Source organism: Magnetofaba australis IT-1, from assembly GCF_002109495.1.
In the GTDB taxonomy this organism is placed as follows: Bacteria; Pseudomonadota; Magnetococcia; order Magnetococcales; family Magnetococcaceae; genus Magnetofaba; species Magnetofaba australis.
In genome coordinates this window covers 648,277-667,196 of sequence record NZ_LVJN01000019.1, presented here as the reverse complement: position 1 = coordinate 667,196, position 18,920 = coordinate 648,277, and the positions used below count along the sequence as shown (strand labels likewise).

13 protein-coding genes and 1 pseudogene are annotated in these 18,920 nt (G+C 61.1%); 3 read left to right on the top strand and 11 right to left on the bottom strand.

The features are described from left to right. Positions 1 to 225 precede the first annotated feature (225 nt). From MAIT1_RS12115 to galE, 5 genes are all read right to left on the bottom strand, one after another. Positions 226 to 978 carry a 3-deoxy-manno-octulosonate cytidylyltransferase gene (locus MAIT1_RS12115; protein ID WP_085442519.1) on the bottom strand — a complete coding sequence of 251 codons (753 nt, stop codon included), beginning with the start codon at positions 976 to 978 and terminating at the stop codon, positions 226 to 228. A gap of 3 nt (positions 979 to 981) precedes the next feature. Beyond that, positions 982 to 1,362 (bottom strand): CBS domain-containing protein, encoded by a 381-nt coding sequence (locus tag MAIT1_RS12110; protein WP_085442518.1) that lies wholly within the window; start codon positions 1,360 to 1,362, stop codon positions 982 to 984. Positions 1,363 to 1,381: 19 nt separating this feature from the next. After that, on the bottom strand, positions 1,382 to 2,266 hold the full coding sequence (kdsA, locus tag MAIT1_RS12105; RefSeq protein WP_085442517.1) for a 3-deoxy-8-phosphooctulonate synthase: 885 nt from the start codon (positions 2,264 to 2,266) through the stop codon (positions 1,382 to 1,384). 95 nt (positions 2,267 to 2,361) lie between these two features. Beyond that, positions 2,362 to 3,393, bottom strand: a complete 1,032-nt coding sequence (pseB, locus tag MAIT1_RS12100; RefSeq protein WP_085442516.1) for a UDP-N-acetylglucosamine 4,6-dehydratase (inverting) — start codon at positions 3,391 to 3,393, stop codon at positions 2,362 to 2,364. A 198-nt stretch (positions 3,394 to 3,591) separates the two neighbouring features. Next, entirely contained in the window at positions 3,592 to 4,569 is a 978-nt protein-coding gene (gene galE, locus MAIT1_RS12095; protein WP_085442587.1) for a UDP-glucose 4-epimerase GalE, read from the bottom strand. A 188-nt stretch (positions 4,570 to 4,757) separates the two neighbouring features. Here galE and MAIT1_RS12090 point away from each other — a divergent pair, with 188 nt between their 5' ends. Then, positions 4,758 to 7,385 (top strand): hybrid sensor histidine kinase/response regulator, encoded by a 2,628-nt coding sequence (locus MAIT1_RS12090; protein ID WP_085442515.1) that lies wholly within the window; start codon positions 4,758 to 4,760, stop codon positions 7,383 to 7,385. Here MAIT1_RS12090 and MAIT1_RS12085 read toward each other — a convergent pair. Both MAIT1_RS12085 and htpG read right to left on the bottom strand, forming a co-directional pair. Beyond that, positions 7,382 to 8,119: a hypothetical protein gene (locus MAIT1_RS12085; protein ID WP_085442586.1), complete on the bottom strand. Its 738-nt coding sequence runs from the start codon at positions 8,117 to 8,119 to the stop codon at positions 7,382 to 7,384. The two genes, MAIT1_RS12090 and MAIT1_RS12085, sit on opposite strands and share 4 nt — an antisense overlap. A 75-nt stretch (positions 8,120 to 8,194) precedes the next feature. Next, positions 8,195 to 10,120, bottom strand: coding sequence for a molecular chaperone HtpG (gene htpG, locus MAIT1_RS12080; protein WP_085442514.1), 1,926 nt, complete (start codon positions 10,118 to 10,120; stop codon positions 8,195 to 8,197). 217 nt (positions 10,121 to 10,337) lie between these two features. On the opposite strand from htpG, the gene MAIT1_RS12075 reads away from it, so the two are divergent. Next, the gene (locus MAIT1_RS12075) at positions 10,338 to 12,161 is read left to right on the top strand and encodes a glycosyltransferase family protein (protein WP_085442513.1); all 1,824 of its coding nucleotides are present in this window, start codon (positions 10,338 to 10,340) and stop codon (positions 12,159 to 12,161) included. Positions 12,162 to 12,377: 216 nt separating this feature from the next. Here the strand turns inward: MAIT1_RS12075 and MAIT1_RS12070 are convergent. After that, positions 12,378 to 13,116 (bottom strand): IS1 family transposase gene (locus tag MAIT1_RS12070; protein ID WP_414673634.1). Its coding sequence is split into 2 segments (ribosomal slippage): positions 12,378 to 12,818 and positions 12,820 to 13,116, totalling 738 coding nucleotides; the frame shifts between segments, so codons are not numbered across the junction. Positions 13,117 to 13,461: 345 nt separating this feature from the next. Between MAIT1_RS12070 and MAIT1_RS12065 the strand changes: the two are divergent. Beyond that, positions 13,462 to 14,539 (top strand): annotated as a pseudogene (locus MAIT1_RS12065) (IS5 family transposase). Positions 14,540 to 15,147: 608 nt separating this feature from the next. Here MAIT1_RS12065 and MAIT1_RS12060 read toward each other — a convergent pair. The 3 genes from MAIT1_RS12060 to MAIT1_RS12050 all read right to left on the bottom strand — a co-directional run bounded on the left by MAIT1_RS12060 (position 15,148) and on the right by MAIT1_RS12050 (position 18,919). After that, the gene (locus tag MAIT1_RS12060; protein ID WP_085442512.1) at positions 15,148 to 16,665 is read right to left on the bottom strand and encodes a 4Fe-4S binding protein; all 1,518 of its coding nucleotides are present in this window, start codon (positions 16,663 to 16,665) and stop codon (positions 15,148 to 15,150) included. A 221-nt stretch (positions 16,666 to 16,886) separates the two neighbouring features. Continuing rightward, positions 16,887 to 17,924: a DUF362 domain-containing protein gene (locus tag MAIT1_RS12055; protein ID WP_085442511.1), complete on the bottom strand. Its 1,038-nt coding sequence runs from the start codon at positions 17,922 to 17,924 to the stop codon at positions 16,887 to 16,889. Continuing rightward, on the bottom strand, positions 17,921 to 18,919 hold the full coding sequence (locus MAIT1_RS12050) for a DUF6599 family protein (protein WP_085442510.1): 999 nt from the start codon (positions 18,917 to 18,919) through the stop codon (positions 17,921 to 17,923). Before MAIT1_RS12050 ends, MAIT1_RS12055 begins: the two co-directional genes overlap by 4 nt. Position 18,920: the final 1 nt, after the last annotated feature.

Below are 18,920 nucleotides of genomic sequence, written 5' to 3'. Positions count from 1 at the left end.
AGAAAACAGGAGCGACGCACAGAGTGATCACACTTGCGCTAAACGAAAGGGGGAAAAGTCGGACATTCATGGCCGACTTTTCCGGGGTCTGGGGTCCGCGACCCCAGCGGGTCCAGGGCGGCGCCCTGGCGGGTTGAAGGCAGCGCCTTCATGGGTCCAGGGCAAAGCCCTGGTGGGGTTTGGGGCAAAGCCCCAATATCTTTCATCTTCCAAAAGCGCCGAGAATCACGCCTCGCCACGGGCGCGCAAGGCCGCCTCGGCGAGCGGGATATCCTCGGGGTGGTCGACGCCGATGGAGCCAGGCGCGATGGGCGTGCAGGCGATGCGCTGCCCATGCTCCAGGAAGCGCATCAACTCGATGCTCTCAGCGCGCTCCACCGGACCCCGCTCCCACTGGGAGAAGTTGCGCAGGGCGTCGCCGGTGAAGGCGTAGAGCCCCACATGCACATTGCGGGTTCCCGCTTCGCGGAACGATAGCGGAATGGGCAGACGCGAGAAGGTCAACACGCAGCCATCCAGGGTCGGAACCAGATGCACGCTGGAGGGCGAAGCCTCCTGCTCCGGCGTGGCGCCTTCGATGTAGGCGGTAGAGACGCCAATACCGCGACTGATGGCCGCATCCAGACAGCGCGCCACCGCATCAATGGCCGCCGGGTCGATCAACGGCTCATCGCCCTGCACGTTGACATACAGACGCGCCGGACGTTTGGCCGCCACTTCCGCCAAGCGGTCGGTGCCGGTCTCGTGGTCGGGCGAAGTCATCACCACGTCCACGCCGTAGGCGTTGCAGAGTTCGACAATGCGTTCATCATCGGTGGCCACCGCCACCGCATCCACCGACGGCGCCGCCTGCACGCGCTGCCACACCCACTGCAGCATGGGTTTGCCAGCGATCATGGCCAACGGCTTACCGGGAAAACGCGAAGAGGCCCAGCGCGCCGGGATGACCGCCAGAATCTGCTGGGCGGCGTCGCCCATGGCTCAGGCCATGCCCAGCAGCGCCTTGATGGCCGGATGCAGATGCAGCAGGCCACACAGCGCGCCGTTCTCATCCACCACCGGCAGATCCCAGATCTCCTTCTGCTCCATCACTTCGATGGCCTGCATCAGGCTATCGTCCGGGTGCACTGTGGTGGGCTTCTTCACCGCATGCACGATGACGTCATCGGTGAACAGCGCCGGGAACGGCTTCTGGTCCTTGAGCAGCATGCGGCGGATGTCGCCATCGGTGAAGATGCCCGCCAGCTTGCCGTCAGCCTCGGCGATGCAGACAATGCCGAGCTTCTCGGCATTCATCTTCTCCAACGCCAGCTTGAGAAACAGACGCGGCTCACACTGGGGAAAGCTCCCCGGCTGCAGCATCACATCGCGGACTTTCAGATCAGTCGTCGGTGTGGACACGATCTTCCCCCCACTTCTCGAACAGGGCCAGACGGGTTTCATGCATCGCCTTGGCGTGAGACAGGCAATACTCCAGGTACTGAATATCCAACACGGTGTTGGCGTCCGACAGGGCGTTGGCCGGATCGTCATGCACCTCCATGAAGATGGCGTGCACCCCCACCGCGCAGGCGGCGCGCAGCAGATGCGGGATGTACTCGCGCTGACCGCCGGAGATGTTGCCCATGGAGGTGGGCAACTGCACCGAGTGGGTGGCGTCCAGGCAGACCGGATAACCGGTCTCCATCATGATGGGGAAGTTACGCATGTCATTGATGAGCATGTTGTAACCGAAGAAGGTGCCGCGGTCGGTCAGCAGCACTTCGTTGCCGCCAAAATGCTCGATCTTGCGCACCGAGTTCTTCATGTTCCAGGGGCTCATGAACTGCCCCTTTTTCAGATGCACCGGTTTGCCGGTCTGCGCGGCGGCGCGCAGAATGGTGGTCTGGCGACACAGATAGGCGGGCACCTGCATCAGGTCCACCACCTCGCCGGTGGCCGCGCCCCAATCCGCCGAGGAGAAGTCGGAGGTGATGGGCAGACCGGTCTCGGTGCGGATTTTATCCAGAATCTGCAGACCGTCATCCAGGCCGACGCCGTGGAAGCTCTCCGGCGAGGAGCGGCAATCTTTGTCGTAGCAGGATTTGTAGATCCAGGGAATCCCCAGTTTGCGCGTGATCTGACCGATGCGATCGGCCATCATCATGGCGTGGTCGTAGCTTTCGATGGCGCAGGGGCCGCCGATGAGAACCAGGGGGTTGGTGTCGCCGATGGTCACCGGCGTGACGCGGTCATCGTAACCGACGTGGAGTGTTTTGCTGTGCATGGGCGGTCATCCATCCCGCCGCCGGGACAGAGCCGATTGGCGACGGGAACAGGCAAAACGCCGCGTCCGAAGCCTCGGACGCGGCGCTGCGATGTTTACTTGGGCATGCCGTCGAGGGCCCAACGATGGTCCTCGATCTGGTAGTCCTCCTTGATGCGATCAAGCATCTCGCGCAACTCCTCGACGGTCATGAAGTCGGGGTTGGCGTCGGAGACGTAGTCGAACCCTTCCGGGCAGCGTTTGCCGCCCAGCGCGACCAGCTCCTGTTTGAGCTGCTCATCGGGCTGAATAATATAGTGGTGCTCAAATTCGATGGCGTGGCGCGAATCGTCTTCGGAGATCATCGCCTCGTGCAGCTTCTCGCCGGGACGGATGCCCACCACCGGCTGCTCGCACTCCGGGCAGATGGCGGTGGCCAGATCGGGCACGCGAATGGAGGGGATCTTGGGCACGAAGATCTCGCCGCCCTTGCTATCCTGCAGGGCGCGCAGGGAGAACATCACGCCATCTTCCAGGGTGATCCAGAAGCGGGTCATGCGCGGGTCGGTGATGGGCAGTTGGCCGGTGGCTTTGCGCTCTTCGAAGAAGGGCACCACCGAGCCGCGCGAACCGACCACGTTGCCGTAACGCACCACCGAGAACACCGTGCCGTCGATGCCGGCGAAGGATTTGCCCGCCACGAACAGTTTATCGGAGCAGAGCTTGGTGGCGCCGTACAGATTCACCGGATTGCACGCTTTGTCGGTGGAGAGCGCCACCACCTTCTTCACCCCGGCCTGCAGCGCGGCCTCGACCACATTCATGGCGCCATGCACGTTGGTCTTGATGAACTCATCGGGGTTGTATTCGGCGGCGGGCACCTGCTTGAGCGCGGCGGCGTGAATCACATAGTCCACGCCATGGAAGGCGCGCACCAGGCGCTCTTTGTCGCGCACATCGCCCAGCATGTAGCGCATGCAGGCGTGTTTCTCCTGACTGAACACCTGGCCCATTTCAAACTGCTTGAGTTCGTCGCGGCTAAAAATGATGAGCTTGTGCGGTTTATAGTGACGCAGGATCACCTCAACGCACTTTTTGCCATACGAGCCGGTGCCTCCGGTGATCAGAATTGTCTTGCCGTTGAGCATGCTCTACGAACTCCAGAATAAACGGTCAGGATACGCGCAAATAGCGCAACAAATATGAGTCAACAAGCCCAGCGCGCGATGCGGGACGCCCCCGCGACGCACTTCAGAACGGGCCAACCACGAGTCGTGGAAGCTCTGTAGTATAGCCCACGCCCCCCGTTGACGCCACGGAGAAAACGCCCTGCGCCAGCCCGGCGCTCAACCGTGTTGACTGAGGGTCCAGCGCCATGCGGTCTCAATCTGGTCCGCCAACGCGCCCAACTGGGGCCGCCAGCCCAGCTCCTGATGCGCTCGCGCGCTGCTGGCCACCAGCACCGGCGGATCGCCCGCGCGACGCGCGCCGATGCGTAGGGGAATCTCCCGACCAGTGACGCGGCGGGCGGTCTCAACCACCTCGCGCACCGATGCGCCCTGCTCATTGCCCAGGTTGAAGGCGTCAAATCCCGGATGCCCCCCCAACCACGTCAGCGCTTTGAGGTGAGCGTCGGCCAGATCGCTCACATGCAGATAGTCGCGGATACAGGAGCCGTCGGGAGTGGGATAGTCGTCGCCGAACAGGGTGATCGCCTCGCGCTGCCCCAACGCCGCCTCCAGCACCAGCGGGATCAAATGCGTCTCCGGATCGTGGGATTCGCCGATCTCCCCCTCGGGGTCGGCCCCGGCGACATTGAAGTAGCGCAGCGCGACTGCACGCATGCCATGGGCGGCGCAGAAGTCCGCCATCATGCGCTCCATCATCAGCTTGGAGGCGCCGTAAGGGTTGATGGGCTGCTGCTTCTCGGCTTCGGTAATGGGAACCTGCTCCGGCTCGCCATAGGTGGCGCAGGTGCTGGAGAAGACCAGATCCCGCACCTTCAGATCGCGCATCGCCTCCAGCAGGGTGAGGGACCCCACCACATTGTTGCGATAGTAACGTCCGGGATCGCTCACCGACTCCCCCACATAGGCGAAGGCGGCCAGATGGATCACCGCGCGCGGCTGATGGCGGGCGATCACCGCGCGCACGAAGTCGCCATCAGCGATATCGCCACGCTCGAACGGGCCCCATTTCACCGCCCGTTCATGGCCATAGACCAGATTGTCCAGCGTCACGGGGGTCATCCCGGCCCGCGCCAGCGCCTTACACACATGGGCGCCGATATAGCCCGCCCCGCCGGTTACCAGAATCGTGGACATCCGCCCTCCCAGACCGTCACTGCCTTGTTGGAAAAATCCATAAATTTTGCCAGATTGCCCGCGCGCTGACAACACCGCGCCCATGTTCGGCGCACGGCGGCCACGACAGCCTTGAAGCGCGCGCCGTTTCAAGAGATGCTGTAGGAATAAATTCGACTTGTCATTGGCTCATAGGATAATCCTGAATTATGGTGGAACAACCTTCGCCCCTCGCCCCCCGCCTCCCCGCCTCAGGCAAATCGCCTTGGCTCTATTCGTTGCTGGCCATGGGCGCCATCCTGGCGGCGGCGTTTGTCGCCATCATGCTGATCAATCTGTCAGTAGAGGGCTACGCTGCGCCGCTGCTGGCGCTCATCAGCGCCCTGACGTTCACCGTGCTGGCTGCGCCGATTCTCTACCTGACTCTGTTTCGCCCCCTGGCCGCAGAGCTGGAGACGCAATCCTGGAGCGTGGGCGCCATCCGCCGTCTCAACCGCCAACTGCGCGGCCTCAATGATGACAAGGCGCTGTGCCAGGAGACGCTGGACACCCTTGGCCCCCTGCTGGAGCTAAATATGGGGGTCATCTACCTGAGCGAACCAACTGAGGATGCCGAGCAGCCCGCGCAATTGCGCCTCATGGCGGGCTATGCGCTGGATCCACAGATCGCCAAACAGACGCTCATCCCCTGGGGCGAAGGCGCCCCCGGCGCAGTGGCCAAGAGCGGTCGCGCACTGACGTTAGACCCCCTGCAAACGCCACAAGCGCGCATTGATGTGGGGGTGTGCAAGCTCACGCCACGGCACGTCATCGGCCTGCCCATCGCCCGCACCGAAGAGGTCAAAGGGGTTATGATATTGGGCTCCGGACGCGCCTTCAGCGAGGCTACGCGGCGCTTTCTAGAGCGCGCATGCGGCACCCTGGCCCTGGCCCTGACCGGGGTGGACGCCCATGCGCGCATGCAAGGACTGCTGGATCAGACGCGCCAGCAGAAGAACGAACTCTCCATTCATCAGGATCTACTGCGCGAGACCATCGAGAAGCTGGAGCAGAGCAGCCGCTATAAATCACGCTTTCTGGCCAGCATGTCCCACGAATTGCGCTCGCCGCTCAACAGCCTGCTCATCCTCTCCAAACTGTTGGGGGAGAACCGTAAGGGCAATCTGGACGAAAAGCAGGTGGAGTTCGCCCACACCATCCACTCCGCCGGCTCGGACCTGCTATCGCTCATCGACGAGGTGCTGGATCTGGCCCGCATTGAGGCGGGACACATCCGTATATTCAAGGACAAAGCCAGTGTGCCGGAGTTGGCCGACGGCTTGGAGAAGCTGTTCTCCCATGTGGCGCGCAATAAGGGACTGGGATTCAAAATGAATCTCAAACCCGACCTGCCCGAGGCGCTGCACACCGACCGCCAGCGGGTCGAACAGATCCTCAAGAACCTGATCAGCAACGCCATCAAGTTCACCGATACCGGCGCAGTCACGGTGACCCTCGAACCCACCCATGCCCCCAGCGGCCTGCCGGTGGACCACCCCTTCCCCGACATCCCGTGGGTGCGCTTTAGCGTCAGCGACACCGGCATCGGCATCCCCGCCGACAAATTGAAGCTGATCTTCGAGCCTTTCAAGCAGGTGGATGACAGCTCCTCGCGCAAATATGGCGGCACCGGCCTGGGGCTGGCCATCAGTCAGGAGTTGGCCACCCTGCTCTCTGGTCTACTCAGCGTGCAGAGCCAGGAGGGCGAAGGCAGCACCTTCACGCTGCTGCTGCCGGTGGGCGATCTCCAGGCGCTGCGCAAGGCCGAAGAGGAGAGCGCCGAAGCGCAAACGCCGCATATGAAGGACACCGACGTGGAGTCCATTCGCGACGACCGCCGCAAACTGCGCCCCACCGACGCCAGCGTGCTGGTGATCGGCAATGAGCACGAGCCGGTGCGCGATCAACTGGAGGCCGCGCGCGCCCAGGGGTTCGCCGCGGTGGTCGCGGGCGATATGGGCTCGGCGCTGTTTTTGGCCAATTTCTACAATCCGTTGGCGGCGATTCTGGCGACGCCGTTATCCGGCGTGGATGAGAGCCATCTCTACGAGCGCCTCTGCGGCGCGGTCAAACGCGACGCCCTGGCGGTGCTGGAGCTGGCCGCCAGCGGCGCGCCCAAACTCAAGGAGGATCGCGCCGCCGGGGTGTGGACCTGCCCGGCCGACGCCACCGCCCAGGAGCGCGAAGCGTTGTGCTGTGAGTTCCTCGACGCGCTGGCCCTGCCCGCCGCAGCCTCGGAGCAGTCTGAGCCAACGCCTTCCGCAACGGCGGAAGAGCCTGCGCACGTCACCGCTGTGCACCTGTCCACTGTGCAGCCGCCCGAAAGCAAACCGGCCACGCTGGTGGCGGCAACCAGTCCGACTATCGACGAAGACGCAATTCTGCTGGAGGGGCGGCGCATTCTTGTGGTCGAAGACGACATGCGCAATATCTTCGCCCTGACCAGCCTGTTGGAGAGTCAGGGCGCCGAGGTGGTGATGGCGAAAAATGGGCGCGTGGGGTTGGAGAGACTGCACGAAGATGACGCCATTGAGGTGGTGTTGCTGGACATCATGATGCCGGATATGGACGGCTATGAGGTGCTCAAGGAGATTCGCCGCGATCCCGACTATCAACGTCTGCCGGTGATCGTGCTCACCGCCAAGGCGCTGCAGGGCGAGCGTAATCGCTGTTTGCAGGCGGGGGCGTCGGACTACCTGCCCAAGCCCATCGATCCTCCCAAGCTGCTCTCCATGCTCAACATCTGGCTGGAGCGCCGCCCTGCTACAACGAAAATTGACGCTGACACGGTGATCTAGGGCCCTGGCGAAGGCTCCAGCGCATCATTGGGAACCCAGATCCACCCTTCGGCTGGGGAGACCGTTGGCAGCGGCTCGAAGAGCAAATTTCTCTGCTGATCGAACATCTGCCCCAGAAGGGCGCAGGTGATGGCGTCCTGGCAATCTCCCTGCAACGCCGCCCACCCGGGAATCCCCGCCTGCATGACGCGCAGAGTGGGCGAGTGTTTGCTCGGCCCGGGGTAGGCTTCAATGGCGGTGAGGTTGGCCGTCTCATTGCGCCACACGCCACAGGCGATCGACTCCAATCCAAAACGCGACAACACGTGGATCCCCTTGGCAGCCTGGGAGCCGATCATATCCTTGAGGGGCGAGAGCGGCTGCCGCCCGCGCTTGGCCAGTTCGATCTCCGTTTGCCGGTAGAGATAGGGGTTGCGCGAGAAGTCGTCGCCAATCGCCTCCACCGCCTCGCCCGCCAACAGGTGGCGAAACTCATCGGAGAAGCCCAGCGGCGTATCGATGGCCAGGATCATGGCGACGCCGGGCGCTGGCGGCGACGCGCCGCACAGAGCAAACAGCGCCGCAATCCACGTTTGCGCATCCGGCGCGTCGTTGATGCTCTGACGCAGATTGCCGCGCCACACCCGCCGCCCCGTCAATGCGCCATCGGCATCCAGAATCGCGATGGCGTCACGGCTGTTGGGATTGCGGTCACAATTCCAGCCGCCCACATCCCAGCCGATATAATAGTCCATCCCCGCCCCCCAAAAAAACGCCGCCCAACCATTGCCGGTTGGGCGGCGCTCAGTGCAACACATGCGCGATATCTCTTAGCTCGCCATATCGGTGAGCAGACCGTTCAGACGCTTCACGAACGACGCCGGATCCTTCAACTGGCCGCCTTCGCTGAGCAGCGCCTGGTCGAACAGCACGTGGCTCAGATCGGCAAAGCGGCTCTCGTCGCCCTCGCTCTCCAGCCGCTTGATCAGCGGATGGGTGGGGTTGATCTCCAGAATGCGCTTGGCTTCGCTGACGTCCTGCCCGGCCTCTTTGAGCAGCCGCTCCATGGAGGCGCTCATATCGAACTCCTCACTCACCAGACAGGCCGGGGAGTCCACCAGACGATGGCTCACGCGCACCTCTTTGACGCTCTCGCCCAGCGCGCCCTTGAGCTTCTCCGCCACCGGCTTGATCGCCTCTTCAGCTTGCTTTTCAGCCTCTTTCTCGGCTTCGGACTCTTCGCCCTCCAGCTCGGAGAGGTCCAGCTCGCCCTTGGTGATGGACTGCAGCGGCTTGCCGTCGAACTCGTTCAGATGGGTGGAGAGCCACTCATCCACGCGGTCGGAGAGCAGCAGCACCTCGATGCCCTTCTTGCGGAAGATCTCCAGGTGCGGGCTGGCCAGGCAGGCGGTGTGGGTCTCGCCGGTGATGTAGTAGATCTTCTTCTGGCTCTCCTTCATGCGCTCCACATAGTCGGCCAGGGAGACGGTCTGCTCGGACTCACCCGTGTGGGTGGAGGCGAAGCGGCACAGTTTGGCGATGCGCTCCTTGTTGGCGAAGTCCTCGATCACGCCCTCTTTGAGCACCGAGCCAAACGCCTTCCAGAACTCGGCGTACTTCTCCGGCTCGTTCTTGGCCAGCTCCTCCAGGTGCGAGAACACCTTGCTCACCGCGCCTTTTTTGATGGCGTCCACGGTGGGGCTCTGTTGCAGAATCTCGCGGGAGACGTTCAGTTGCAGATCGGCGGAGTCCACCACCCCGCGCACGAAGCGCATGTAACGAGGGAACAGCTCCTCAGTGGTCTCCATGATGAACACGCGGCGCACGTAGAGTTTGACGCCGTGCTTGCGGTCGCGATCCCACAGATCGAACGGGGCCTTTTTGGGGATATACAGCAGCACCGAGTACTCCACACGGCCCTCGAGGCGCGCGTGGGTCCAGCTCAAGGGGTCTTCAAAGTCGTGGGCGACGTGCTTGTAGAACTCCTTGTACTCCTCATCGGACAGCTCGCTCTTGGAGCGGGTCCAGATGGCCGAGGCGCTGTTGACCTTCTCCCACTCGGGTACGGTCTCGGCGTCCTTGGTCGCTTCGCTCTCCTCCTCTTCGCCGAATTTGGGCGTTTCGGGCTTGAGCATCTCGATGGGCCAGGTGACGTGGTCGGAGAACTTGCGCACAATGCTCGACAGGCGCCAGTGATCGAGGAAATCATCCTCGCCTTCGCGCAGGTGCAGAGTCACCGCCGCGCCGTGCTCGGCGCGCTCGATCTCCTCCAGGGTGTACTCACCATCGCCCGCCGACTCCCAACGCACGCCCTTCGCTTCGCCCGCGCGACGGGTCTCCAGGGTGACCTTATCGGCGACGATGAAGGCGGAGTAGAAGCCGACGCCGAACTGACCGATCAGATGGGCGTCCTTGGCCTGATCGCCGGTCAGGCTCTGGAAGAACTCCTTGGTGCCCGATTTGGCGATGGTGCCGATATTGGCGATCACCTCATCGCGGCTCATGCCGATGCCGTTGTCGCGCACGGTGACGGTGCGCGCCTCTTTGTCGAACTCGATGCGAATTTTCAGCTCCGAATCGCCTTCGTAGAGGGCGTCGTTGGCCAGCGCTTCAAAGCGAATTTTATCGTTGGCGTCGGAGGCGTTGGAGATCAATTCGCGCAGGAAGATCTCTTTGTTGCTGTAGAGCGAATGGATCATCAGATCCAACAGTTGACGCACTTCGGTCTGAAACTGGCGAGTTTCGGCGGCGCTCATGGGGCGTATTCTCCTTACGCGGCTCGGACCGCCTAAAAAATGGTCGGGTCCGGTTGCTTGCGGGGGTTGATAGGTGATGTTCGAACGCCTATATGGGAACGGGGCAGGAAAAATGCAACCCGCCAGGCGCATTTTTTTCTCAGGGAGTGTGCTAAGGTGACCTCCCCGGCGCAGAGCTCCGGGGAGAGGACAACCAGGATCAAAACGGAAACAGACCATGAAGGCGAGTAAACGCGAAACGGCGCTGGCGCTTTTGTTTGGCGGCGCGCTGCTGATCCCCTATCAGATGATCTTTGGCGCGTTGATTCCCAACGCCAGCGGCAAGTTGGGCCACGACCACACCGGCTTTATTCCGGCCATGCTGGATGGCTACAACTGGTTTTCCGTCAACGGTCTGTTTTCTGTGCCCTGGTTTACACCGGCCTTCTGCGGCGGCCTGCCCGCCTTCCCCCATCCGCAGAACGGCTACTTCTCGATTCCCCAGTGGCTGGCGTTTTTCGTCGATCCGCTCACCGTGTTGCAGATCACCCTGCTGCTGTTCGCCTATCTGGGCTATGTGGGCATGTGGCTGCTGCTGCGCGATAGCTTCAAAACCTCGCCCATGGCGGCGCTGCTGGGAGCGACGCTGTTCGCCTTCAACGGCTTTTTCGCCTATCGCTTAGCCATCGGTCATGTGCTGTTTCACCCCATCATGCTCACGCCGCTGGCGGCCTTTCTGCTACTGCGCGCAGTGAATACGGGCGGGCGACTGGCAACAGCGGGCTGGTTGAGCGGCGCGGCGCTGTTGTTGGCCTACGGCATGATCTCCGGCATGGGCTCGCTGATGCCCGCCATGGCCTTTGCGCTGCTGCTGACCACTGCATTGCACATGCAACAAACGCACTGGCGCGCCCGCCCGCTGCTGATCTGGGCGGGGGTGTGCGTCCTGGCTGTGGCTATTAGCGCGGCGAAAATCGTCGCCTCGTTTGCGTTCCTGTCGCAATTCCCTCGCGTCGACTATCTGTTGCCGGGCTTTCGCACCATTCTCATGGGATTGGACCTGCTGGTCCGCTCACTTTTCTGGACGCCGCCAGATCTGCAGACCATCAACCACTACATGGACAACCGCACCTGGGGGCTGGAGCGCCATGAGTTCGAGTATGGCCTCTCGCTGGTTCCGCTGATCATCCTGGCGATTGTGGCGCTACTGTGGTTGCGCCAACGCCCCTGGAGCAAAGACTGGTCACGCCCCAAGACACACAGCATCGTTTTGGCGCTCTTGATTCTTTTCCCTTTCGCCATCAACACCTTTGAACCGCACTGGAACGCCTTTCTCAAGAGTCTGCCAGTCCTCGGCAGCTCCAGTTTTTTGGGTCGTTGGCTGGTGATCTACACCGTGCTGGTCGCCATGGCGGCGGCATGGGCTTTCGACGCCCTGCCCTGGCGTAACAAAGCCCTGCCCTGGCTGGCGTTGGCGCTCTGTGTGGGCGGCGTCATCGCGCAGAACGCGTTGACTGACAAACAGCACTATCAAGCTCAAGGGTATGACCCCACGGCTGTGGTCAAAGAGTACAACGCCGTTAAACAGCGTGAGGATTACGCGCCCCAGATCGAAGCTTTGCTGATGTATCGTGATGGCGCAGGTCGCCCCCTACTGCACGCCAACCGCAACGACTCGCTCATCGTGCGTCAGTCGCCCATTCTCTGTTATGAGCCGATCTTCGGCTATCGCCTGGGCCGCTTCCCCTGGCGTCCGCTGCGCCCCGGTCCGGCGGATATGAGCTTTGAAAAGAATATTTTCAACTTCAAGAATCCGGCCTGCTACGTCTATCCGGACGAAAACCAGTGCAAGCCCGGCGACCACTTCCGTCTCGATCAGCATGCGCAGTTGATGAAGCTGCTGCGCTACCATCCGTATGAGTTCGAGATGTCCACGGCGCAGAAGATCGCCAATGTGGTCTCCCTGGCGGCATTGGCCGGGGCGATGTTGTGTCTACTGGCCAATCTTGTGGTGGGAATTATGCCGTCCGGTTTCAGGGGGACCCGACACCTAGGAAAGTAGCGGTTGTCGCCGACATTTCCGTAGTCCGCCAGTCCCTGATAGCAACTCGCGTGTACGCCTTCGCCAGCTAACGAATCACAGCGCTTTTCATCATAGCGAACCAGAAAATCATTGCATAGTGAATCGCAGGTTCTACCCAACTATTGGCGGACCAGACTCCTGCGTTACGCAAATAACCTGATCGAAATTACGGTAGTGGCTCCGTTTAGCTGATCACTATATTTCCAGACCAAACTCGTAGCGGTTGATAAACAGGCCAATGACCGTGTCGTGCATCACCTCGCATTTGGAGAAGCAGATGGTCTTTCTGGCCAGTCGCTTGATGCGAGTGCGCCAAGTCAGATGCTTGCGCTCAATACGCTGAGTGTTGCGCTTGCCCACGAAATGATTTGGGGCCAATGGGACGCGATGGTAAGCGCCCCAATCATCGGTAAACAGGTTGGCGATGCCAAAAGGCTCCAGCAGTTTACGCAGCTCTTTGAGCACAGCATCTTTCCGAGTTCCGAAGACATATGCCAGGACGCGGCCTGACTGGCGTTCGATGGCATGCCAAATCCATCGAGGGTTGGCCTTGCTGCCGACATAGGACCACATTTCATCAGCTTCTGCTTGATCAACCCGAACCACGTCGACCGGCGTATCGGAAGCCAGTTCAGCCAGAAGTGGAAGATTCACCTGTGAGATTCCGGTGTTTTTTTATCTCTCGGGTGATGGTGTTGCGCCCGACACCCAGGACGCGAGAGGTGTCACGAATCCCAGCGCCGTTAAGAGTCATCTCAAGGATTTGACGTTTTACCTCTGGTTGACGCCCTTTGTGGGTGTAGGTCGTTTGGAAATAGCGGCGTTTACAGTCTGGATTGTCGCAGCGGAAGCGCGGCTTCCCATTGGACTGTTTTCCATTCTTTACAACGTTTTGGCTTCCACATTCTGGGCAATGCACGGTAATCATGGCCATCTGTTTTCTCCACTATCCATGTGAGAACGATGGCCAAATCCATGCAAGTTTTATACAAAATCAGCTAAACGGAGCCACTACCAAAACATGATTGTATCGTATAGAATTCACCAATCGATGACTCATTTGTGAAAACTCCCTGAGACTATTGTTAACGCCAACAAAAGCAACACAACCCATGATATTTTAAATTATTTATCTTATCTGGACAACAGTATAAACGAACCTCCCTTCACCGCAGCCCGAAACTAGCAGGGTGCTGAAAAAGTCTTACTTGATCCGAGCTTGTCCATTATCGTCATGATATAATAATTCTCAACGATATCATATGGAAAGGTTGGGATTATGCGCGGAGATGATACTCAGCAAGCTTCACTGATCAGCTACGTTTCCATTGAATCCCGGATTCCGCAGCGCCACCCGTTGCGATCAATCCGCGCGCTGGTTGATCAGGCGCTGGCTGAGTTGAGCGACGCGTTTGCGGAACTCTACTCCCCGACGGGACGGCGCTCCATCGCGCCGGAAAAACTGCTTCGCGCCTTGCTGCTCCAGGTTCTGTACTCCATTCGCAGTGAGCGGATGTTGATGGAAGAGCTGGATTACAACCTGCTGTATCGGTGGTTTGTGGGGCTGTCGATGGATGATCCGGTCTGGGATGTGACGACCTTCAGCAAGAACCGGGAGCGGTTGATCAACACCCAGGTTGCTCGGGATTTTTTCAATCAGATCAAAGACCAGGCTGGCAAAGCCGGATATCTGTCTGACGAACATTTCAGCGTGGATGGGACATTGATCGAAGCGTGGGCGTCAACCAAGAGCTTTCGCCCGCGCGATGGCTCTGGCGATCCGCCCAGCGGAGGATCGCGCAACCCGGAAGTCGATTTTCATAAACAGACGCGCGCCAACGACACCCATGCGTCCACGACAGATCCCGATGCGCGTCTCCACCGCAAAGGCAAAGGGAAAGAGGCCAAACTTTCCTACATGGGCCACGCCCTGATGGAGAATCGCAACGGTCTGGTGGTTGACTCCCGATTAACCTGCGCCAGCGGCACAGCAGAGCGGGACGCCGCCCTGGAGATGGCGTCTGAATTGCCGGGGCGTCACCCGGTCACCCTGGGAGCGGATAAAGGCTATGACACGCAAGACTTTGTGAAAAGCTTGAGAGTTCTGCGAGTGACGCCGCATGTGGCGCAAAACACCACCAATCGCCGCTCGGCCATTGATGGACGCACGACCCGGCATGCAGGCTATGTGATCAGCCAGAGAAAGCGCAAACGCATTGAAGAGGTGTTCGGCTGGATCAAGACGGTTGGAACGATGAAAAACGCGCTTCATTGGCCAGCAGAGGGTGGAATGGGCCTTCACCTTTGCCTTGGCGGCATACAATTTGGTGCGAATGCGCAAGTTGGCGGAAATATGAACGCAAAAGGGCTGGAATGACCGCCCTCTGACCGCATAAGTGGACAAACAGGGAGGGCTCAACTCAATCAGAACTCAAAAACCTCAGAAAAAAATCTTCCCGGCGCTGGTGAGCGGAGAAGAGATCATAATTTCAGCACCCTGCTAGCGGAATAGACACAGAGCAAACAGCGCAGGATAAATTTTTCAAGGCGGTAGCGCGCTCATCCTCGACTCCCTTGGAGCGGACGATCCTATACATACCTGTCGCATATTCAGAAACTTCACCAACACTTGTTGGCTTTCCCTGGCTACGGCTTCTACGGCATTCGCTCCTGTCGGCTTGGCCGACATATCGCTCACCGCCGTTTCCCCGACAGCTTCCTGGCTGGCTCGTCAAGTCGTGCTTCTCTTGCCGCTTTGTGCTGACGCCTACTCCGTTCAGCGGGGAAACGGCTTAAGGCTTAAAGATATTGGGGCTTCGCCCCAAACCCCACGAGGGCGCCGCCCTCGACCCGCTTAAGGGGCGCTGCCCCTTAAGAATCCCGCCTCCGGCCAGCCGGAGGCCAATAGTCACCCTGACTCGACCGCTTTCCCGCACACACTTTTACTCCGTGCTGGTCTGGCCCGTTACGACTTGCCTTTGAGCAGCATCTGGTTGGCTTTGGACCGCGTCTCGCCCACCGAGGTAATCCGCACCGCCGCATAATCCTCCACCGGGCACTTGTTCTCGCAAATCCCGCAGCCAATGCACAAATCCGGCGCCATATACGGCTGCTTTAACTTCACCACCGAACCATCGCGCTTGAGCAATTCCACCCGCTTGTACCAGATCGCCTTGGGAGTGGTGGGGCAGACCTCCTCACACACCACGCACTCGGTATGCATGGACCACGGCAAACAGCGTCCATGGTCGAAGAACGCCGTGCCTAACTTCACCGGTTTCTCAAACGGCTTCTCGCCCACCTTCTCCTGCACCGAGATGCGCTGAATCGCCCCCGTCGGACACGCCTGTCCGCACAGCACGCAGTGGTGTTCGCACCAACCGATCTTGTTGACCAGAATCGGCGTCCACAGCCCCTCAAAGCCCGCCCCCAGCAGCGCCGGTTGCAGTACGTTGGTGGGGCAGACCCGCATGCACGCCGCACACTTGATGCAGCGGGCGTTGAACTCCTCTTCCGGCAATGAGCCCGGCGGGCGGATGGTCTGGTGTTGCGGCTTGGTGGAGGCGGAGACCGCGCTCTTGAGCATGGGGTAGAACACCACCGAGGCCACCGCCACCTCGCCCAAACGGCGGCGGTTGATGTCGAACGGTTTGGCCGCTGAGGTGCGCGACTCCGGCAAACCATAGTGCAGCGCGCCTTCTGGGCAATCCTCGATGCAGTTCATGCACGCATGGCACTCGGAGACGCGATGTTCGGCGTGGGGATCGCAGCCGCCCTGGCAGTTGGCCAGACACTTGTTGCAGTCGGTGCACTTGTCCACGTCGCGACGGATGCGAAACGGCGCACGCAGCGACATCACCCCCAGCAGCGCCCCCAACGGACACAGCACCCGACACCAGTAGCGGGTAATGAAACGGTTGGCCAGAATCAACACGATGAGCAGCGCGCTGATCAGCGCCCCGCCCAGGAAGATCGGTTGGTTCAAGTAAGGACCAACTCCCCACTGATTGATGGCCGGATAGAGCGACACCGTAAACGAGCGCGTCAGCAGCGCGATGGGGTCGAGCAGGCCGATCTGCAGCGCGCCGAAGGCGGAGAGAATCAGCAGTCCGGCGAGGATGTAGTATTTGAGCCGGAAGATGGGACGATAGGCGTTGTTTTTGTACTGATCCACCGGGCGGCGGCGGTTGAACAGCCAACTGGAGAACTGGTTGAGAATGCCCAGCGGGCAGATCCAGGAGCAGAAGAAGCGGCCAAAGAAGAGGGTCAGGAAGATGATGGGCAGCGCCCACGCCAGCCCGAGGTAGACGGTGCCGCTGGTGAAGAACCCGGCGATGGCGGTGAGCGGGCTCAACTCCAGGATCAGGCCGGTCTCGTAGCCTTTCATATGCTGCGGGTCGAGGATCCACAGCAGCCATAGGAACAGGCCGAAGAAGAAGATGGCGTAGATGCGCCGGATGGCGCGGATATTGGGCATGTTCATGATGTTGGACCTATTCAGCCCGCAAGCCCGCTGCGTCGAAACATGTCGCGCAAAGTTCAAACGGTGGAAAATCGGGACATTTATGGCCCGATTTTCCGGGGCCTGGGGGCCGCGCCCCCAGCGGGGTGTGGGGCGGAGCCCCACGGTTTGGCCTTTGATCTTCGGGAGCTCGAGGGCGTAGCCCTCGATATCTTAAAGCATTCCAATCTTTTCCCTCACCACTACCCCACCTGCTCCTCACGGGGATTGAGGGATTTCCAATCCACCACCCCCAACCCGCGCGCTTCGCCCATAGCCAGATAGTTCAACTGGGCGCTCTCCAACTTGAGGAAACCGAGGGCGAAACTGTCCATGGCCACTTCATCGGTTCCGGCGATGAGGGTGTTCTCAATGGAGACGTCGGCCAGGGAGCCGCCGGTGGGGCCGTTGCGCATCAACACGCGGGTGGCGTCCATGACGGTGAGGGTCGGCTTGGCGGCGGCGGCCAGATCGACGATGGATTGATGGATGTCCTGGTGCAACTGATTGCGCCGTCCGCCAATCATGCCGTAGTGGTTCTTCATCGCCAGGGTGGCGTGGCACAGGGAGTGGTTCTTGACGATGGGCAGATTGATCAGCTTGTCGGCTTCGTGGAACGCCGCCGCCACCGGCCACTCGGTAAGCAGCTTGCCGCCCATATCGGTGTCGATGAAGTCGCTATTGCCCGGTAGCCACACATCGGCCCCCGCCTCCTGGGCGGCGGCCTGGATGCCGGAGCGGAAGAAGCAGCGCCGGGGATCGTTCAGCGAGACGTCGGTAACCGTGACCGAGGCGGCTCCCGCTTCGCGACACAACATCACCATGGCCGCCACCAACTCCGGGCGGGTGTTGGCGGCCTGCTCCGGTTGCCGGTCCCAGCCCACGTTGGGTTTGATCACCACCCGATCGCCCTTTTTGATAAAGCGATCGATGCCGCCCAACTGCGCTACGGCGGCGCGGGTCATGCGCGGCACATCCTGGCCGCGAATGATGGCCAGCTTGGGATATTGCGGCGCGTCATCCACGCGAAAGTCCGGTAGGACTTTGAGAATCTTGGGCGCCCGGGCGATGGGCTGATCGCTGCGATAAGCCAGCCCGATCCCCACCGCGCCCACCGCCAGACCGGCGGTGACGGCGGTGTGGCGTAGGAAGTCGCGCCGACTCTGCGGCGTAACCACGCGATCATGGATGGAGTGCTGTTTTTTGCGCCGACGCGGCGTTGGCGTCTCCGCCTCGCTCATGGCGACTTCTCCCCGGCGGGTGTAAAGGGCGGCAACTCGTTTGCGAGCTGGCGAATGGGATCGAGGAGCGCGGCGTCGGCCTTGGCGAAACCACCCCAAGCGCGGGTGGTGGTGAGGTAGACGAACCAGTCCCCTTCATAGGGATCCTGGAAAACGATCAGTTTGGCGCTGGACTCCGACGTGATCTGTGGCGTAAGCCCCTCCTCTTGGGCATAGACCGTCAACGCGCGTTCCAGTTCCGTCATGGCGGCGGGCGCGCCCTGCATCAGGAACAGCGTCAGCACGCCGCCGTCGGCCCGTTCAAACTCCCGGTCGATCACCCCTTTGAAGAACGACAGGCCGCGATAGTCCTGCTTGACGTAGTTGGTGCGCACGACCTTGCCCAGATCCGGGAAGGCGAACAGCTCACGCAACTTGCCTGCATCCGCCTCGCCCAGGGCGGCGACCACCGCGCTGGCGGCGGCGGGAAAGTCCATGTTCGCGGCATTGGGCCCCTGCGCGCCCAAACGCACAAAATAGGGACCATGCAGAAACAGCCCCACGCCACCGCTGACGAAGCCCATCTGCCCCATGGTCACGCTTTGAGAGTCCGGCGTCACCTCGGCCATCATGATGCCAAACGCCTGCAGCGGCGTGCCCATATGGTAGATGTCGGCGGTCAGATCGGGCGCCGGGGCGTTGGCGTCCACAGCGTAGTCGGCCACGGTCAGGCTTTGAAAACCGGCGCTGATGAAGGCGTCGGCGTGGCCGTCGATGTATTCATACAGGTTGGTTTTGTCGTAGGCGCGCGGCGCGCCCATCACAGCGAGACCTGGCGGAGGCGACTGGGTGAGTTTGGCCGCCAAACCGCCGCCTGCGCCCTCCTCGCTTTTGAAGGCGAGCAGACCCGGATCGTAGTTCTGTCCGGTCACATAAAGCGCGACGACCAGCAGAGGCAACAGCGCCAGCAGGCCGCCGCGCAACCATGCGGGGGGTTCGCGAACGGGGTTGGGCATG

Excerpts from the sequence above, each read along its gene's own strand:
- MAIT1_RS12115 (WP_085442519.1), bottom strand. The coding sequence starts at position 978 with ATGGGCGACGCCGCCCAGCAGATTCTGGCGGTCATCCCGGCGCGCTGG.
- MAIT1_RS12110 (WP_085442518.1), bottom strand. The coding sequence starts at position 1,362 with ATGCTGCAGCCGGGGAGCTTTCCCCAGTGTGAGCCGCGTCTGTTTCTC.
- kdsA (WP_085442517.1), bottom strand. The coding sequence starts at position 2,266 with ATGCACAGCAAAACACTCCACGTCGGTTACGATGACCGCGTCACGCCG.
- pseB (WP_085442516.1), bottom strand. The coding sequence starts at position 3,393 with ATGCTCAACGGCAAGACAATTCTGATCACCGGAGGCACCGGCTCGTAT.
- galE (WP_085442587.1), bottom strand. The coding sequence starts at position 4,569 with ATGTCCACGATTCTGGTAACCGGCGGGGCGGGCTATATCGGCGCCCAT.
- MAIT1_RS12090 (WP_085442515.1), top strand. The coding sequence starts at position 4,758 with ATGGTGGAACAACCTTCGCCCCTCGCCCCCCGCCTCCCCGCCTCAGGC.
- MAIT1_RS12085 (WP_085442586.1), bottom strand. The coding sequence starts at position 8,119 with ATGGACTATTATATCGGCTGGGATGTGGGCGGCTGGAATTGTGACCGC.
- htpG (WP_085442514.1), bottom strand. The coding sequence starts at position 10,120 with ATGAGCGCCGCCGAAACTCGCCAGTTTCAGACCGAAGTGCGTCAACTG.
- MAIT1_RS12075 (WP_085442513.1), top strand. The coding sequence starts at position 10,338 with ATGAAGGCGAGTAAACGCGAAACGGCGCTGGCGCTTTTGTTTGGCGGC.
- MAIT1_RS12060 (WP_085442512.1), bottom strand. The coding sequence starts at position 16,665 with ATGAACATGCCCAATATCCGCGCCATCCGGCGCATCTACGCCATCTTC.
- MAIT1_RS12055 (WP_085442511.1), bottom strand. The coding sequence starts at position 17,924 with ATGAGCGAGGCGGAGACGCCAACGCCGCGTCGGCGCAAAAAACAGCAC.
- MAIT1_RS12050 (WP_085442510.1), bottom strand. The coding sequence starts at position 18,919 with ATGCCCAACCCCGTTCGCGAACCCCCCGCATGGTTGCGCGGCGGCCTG.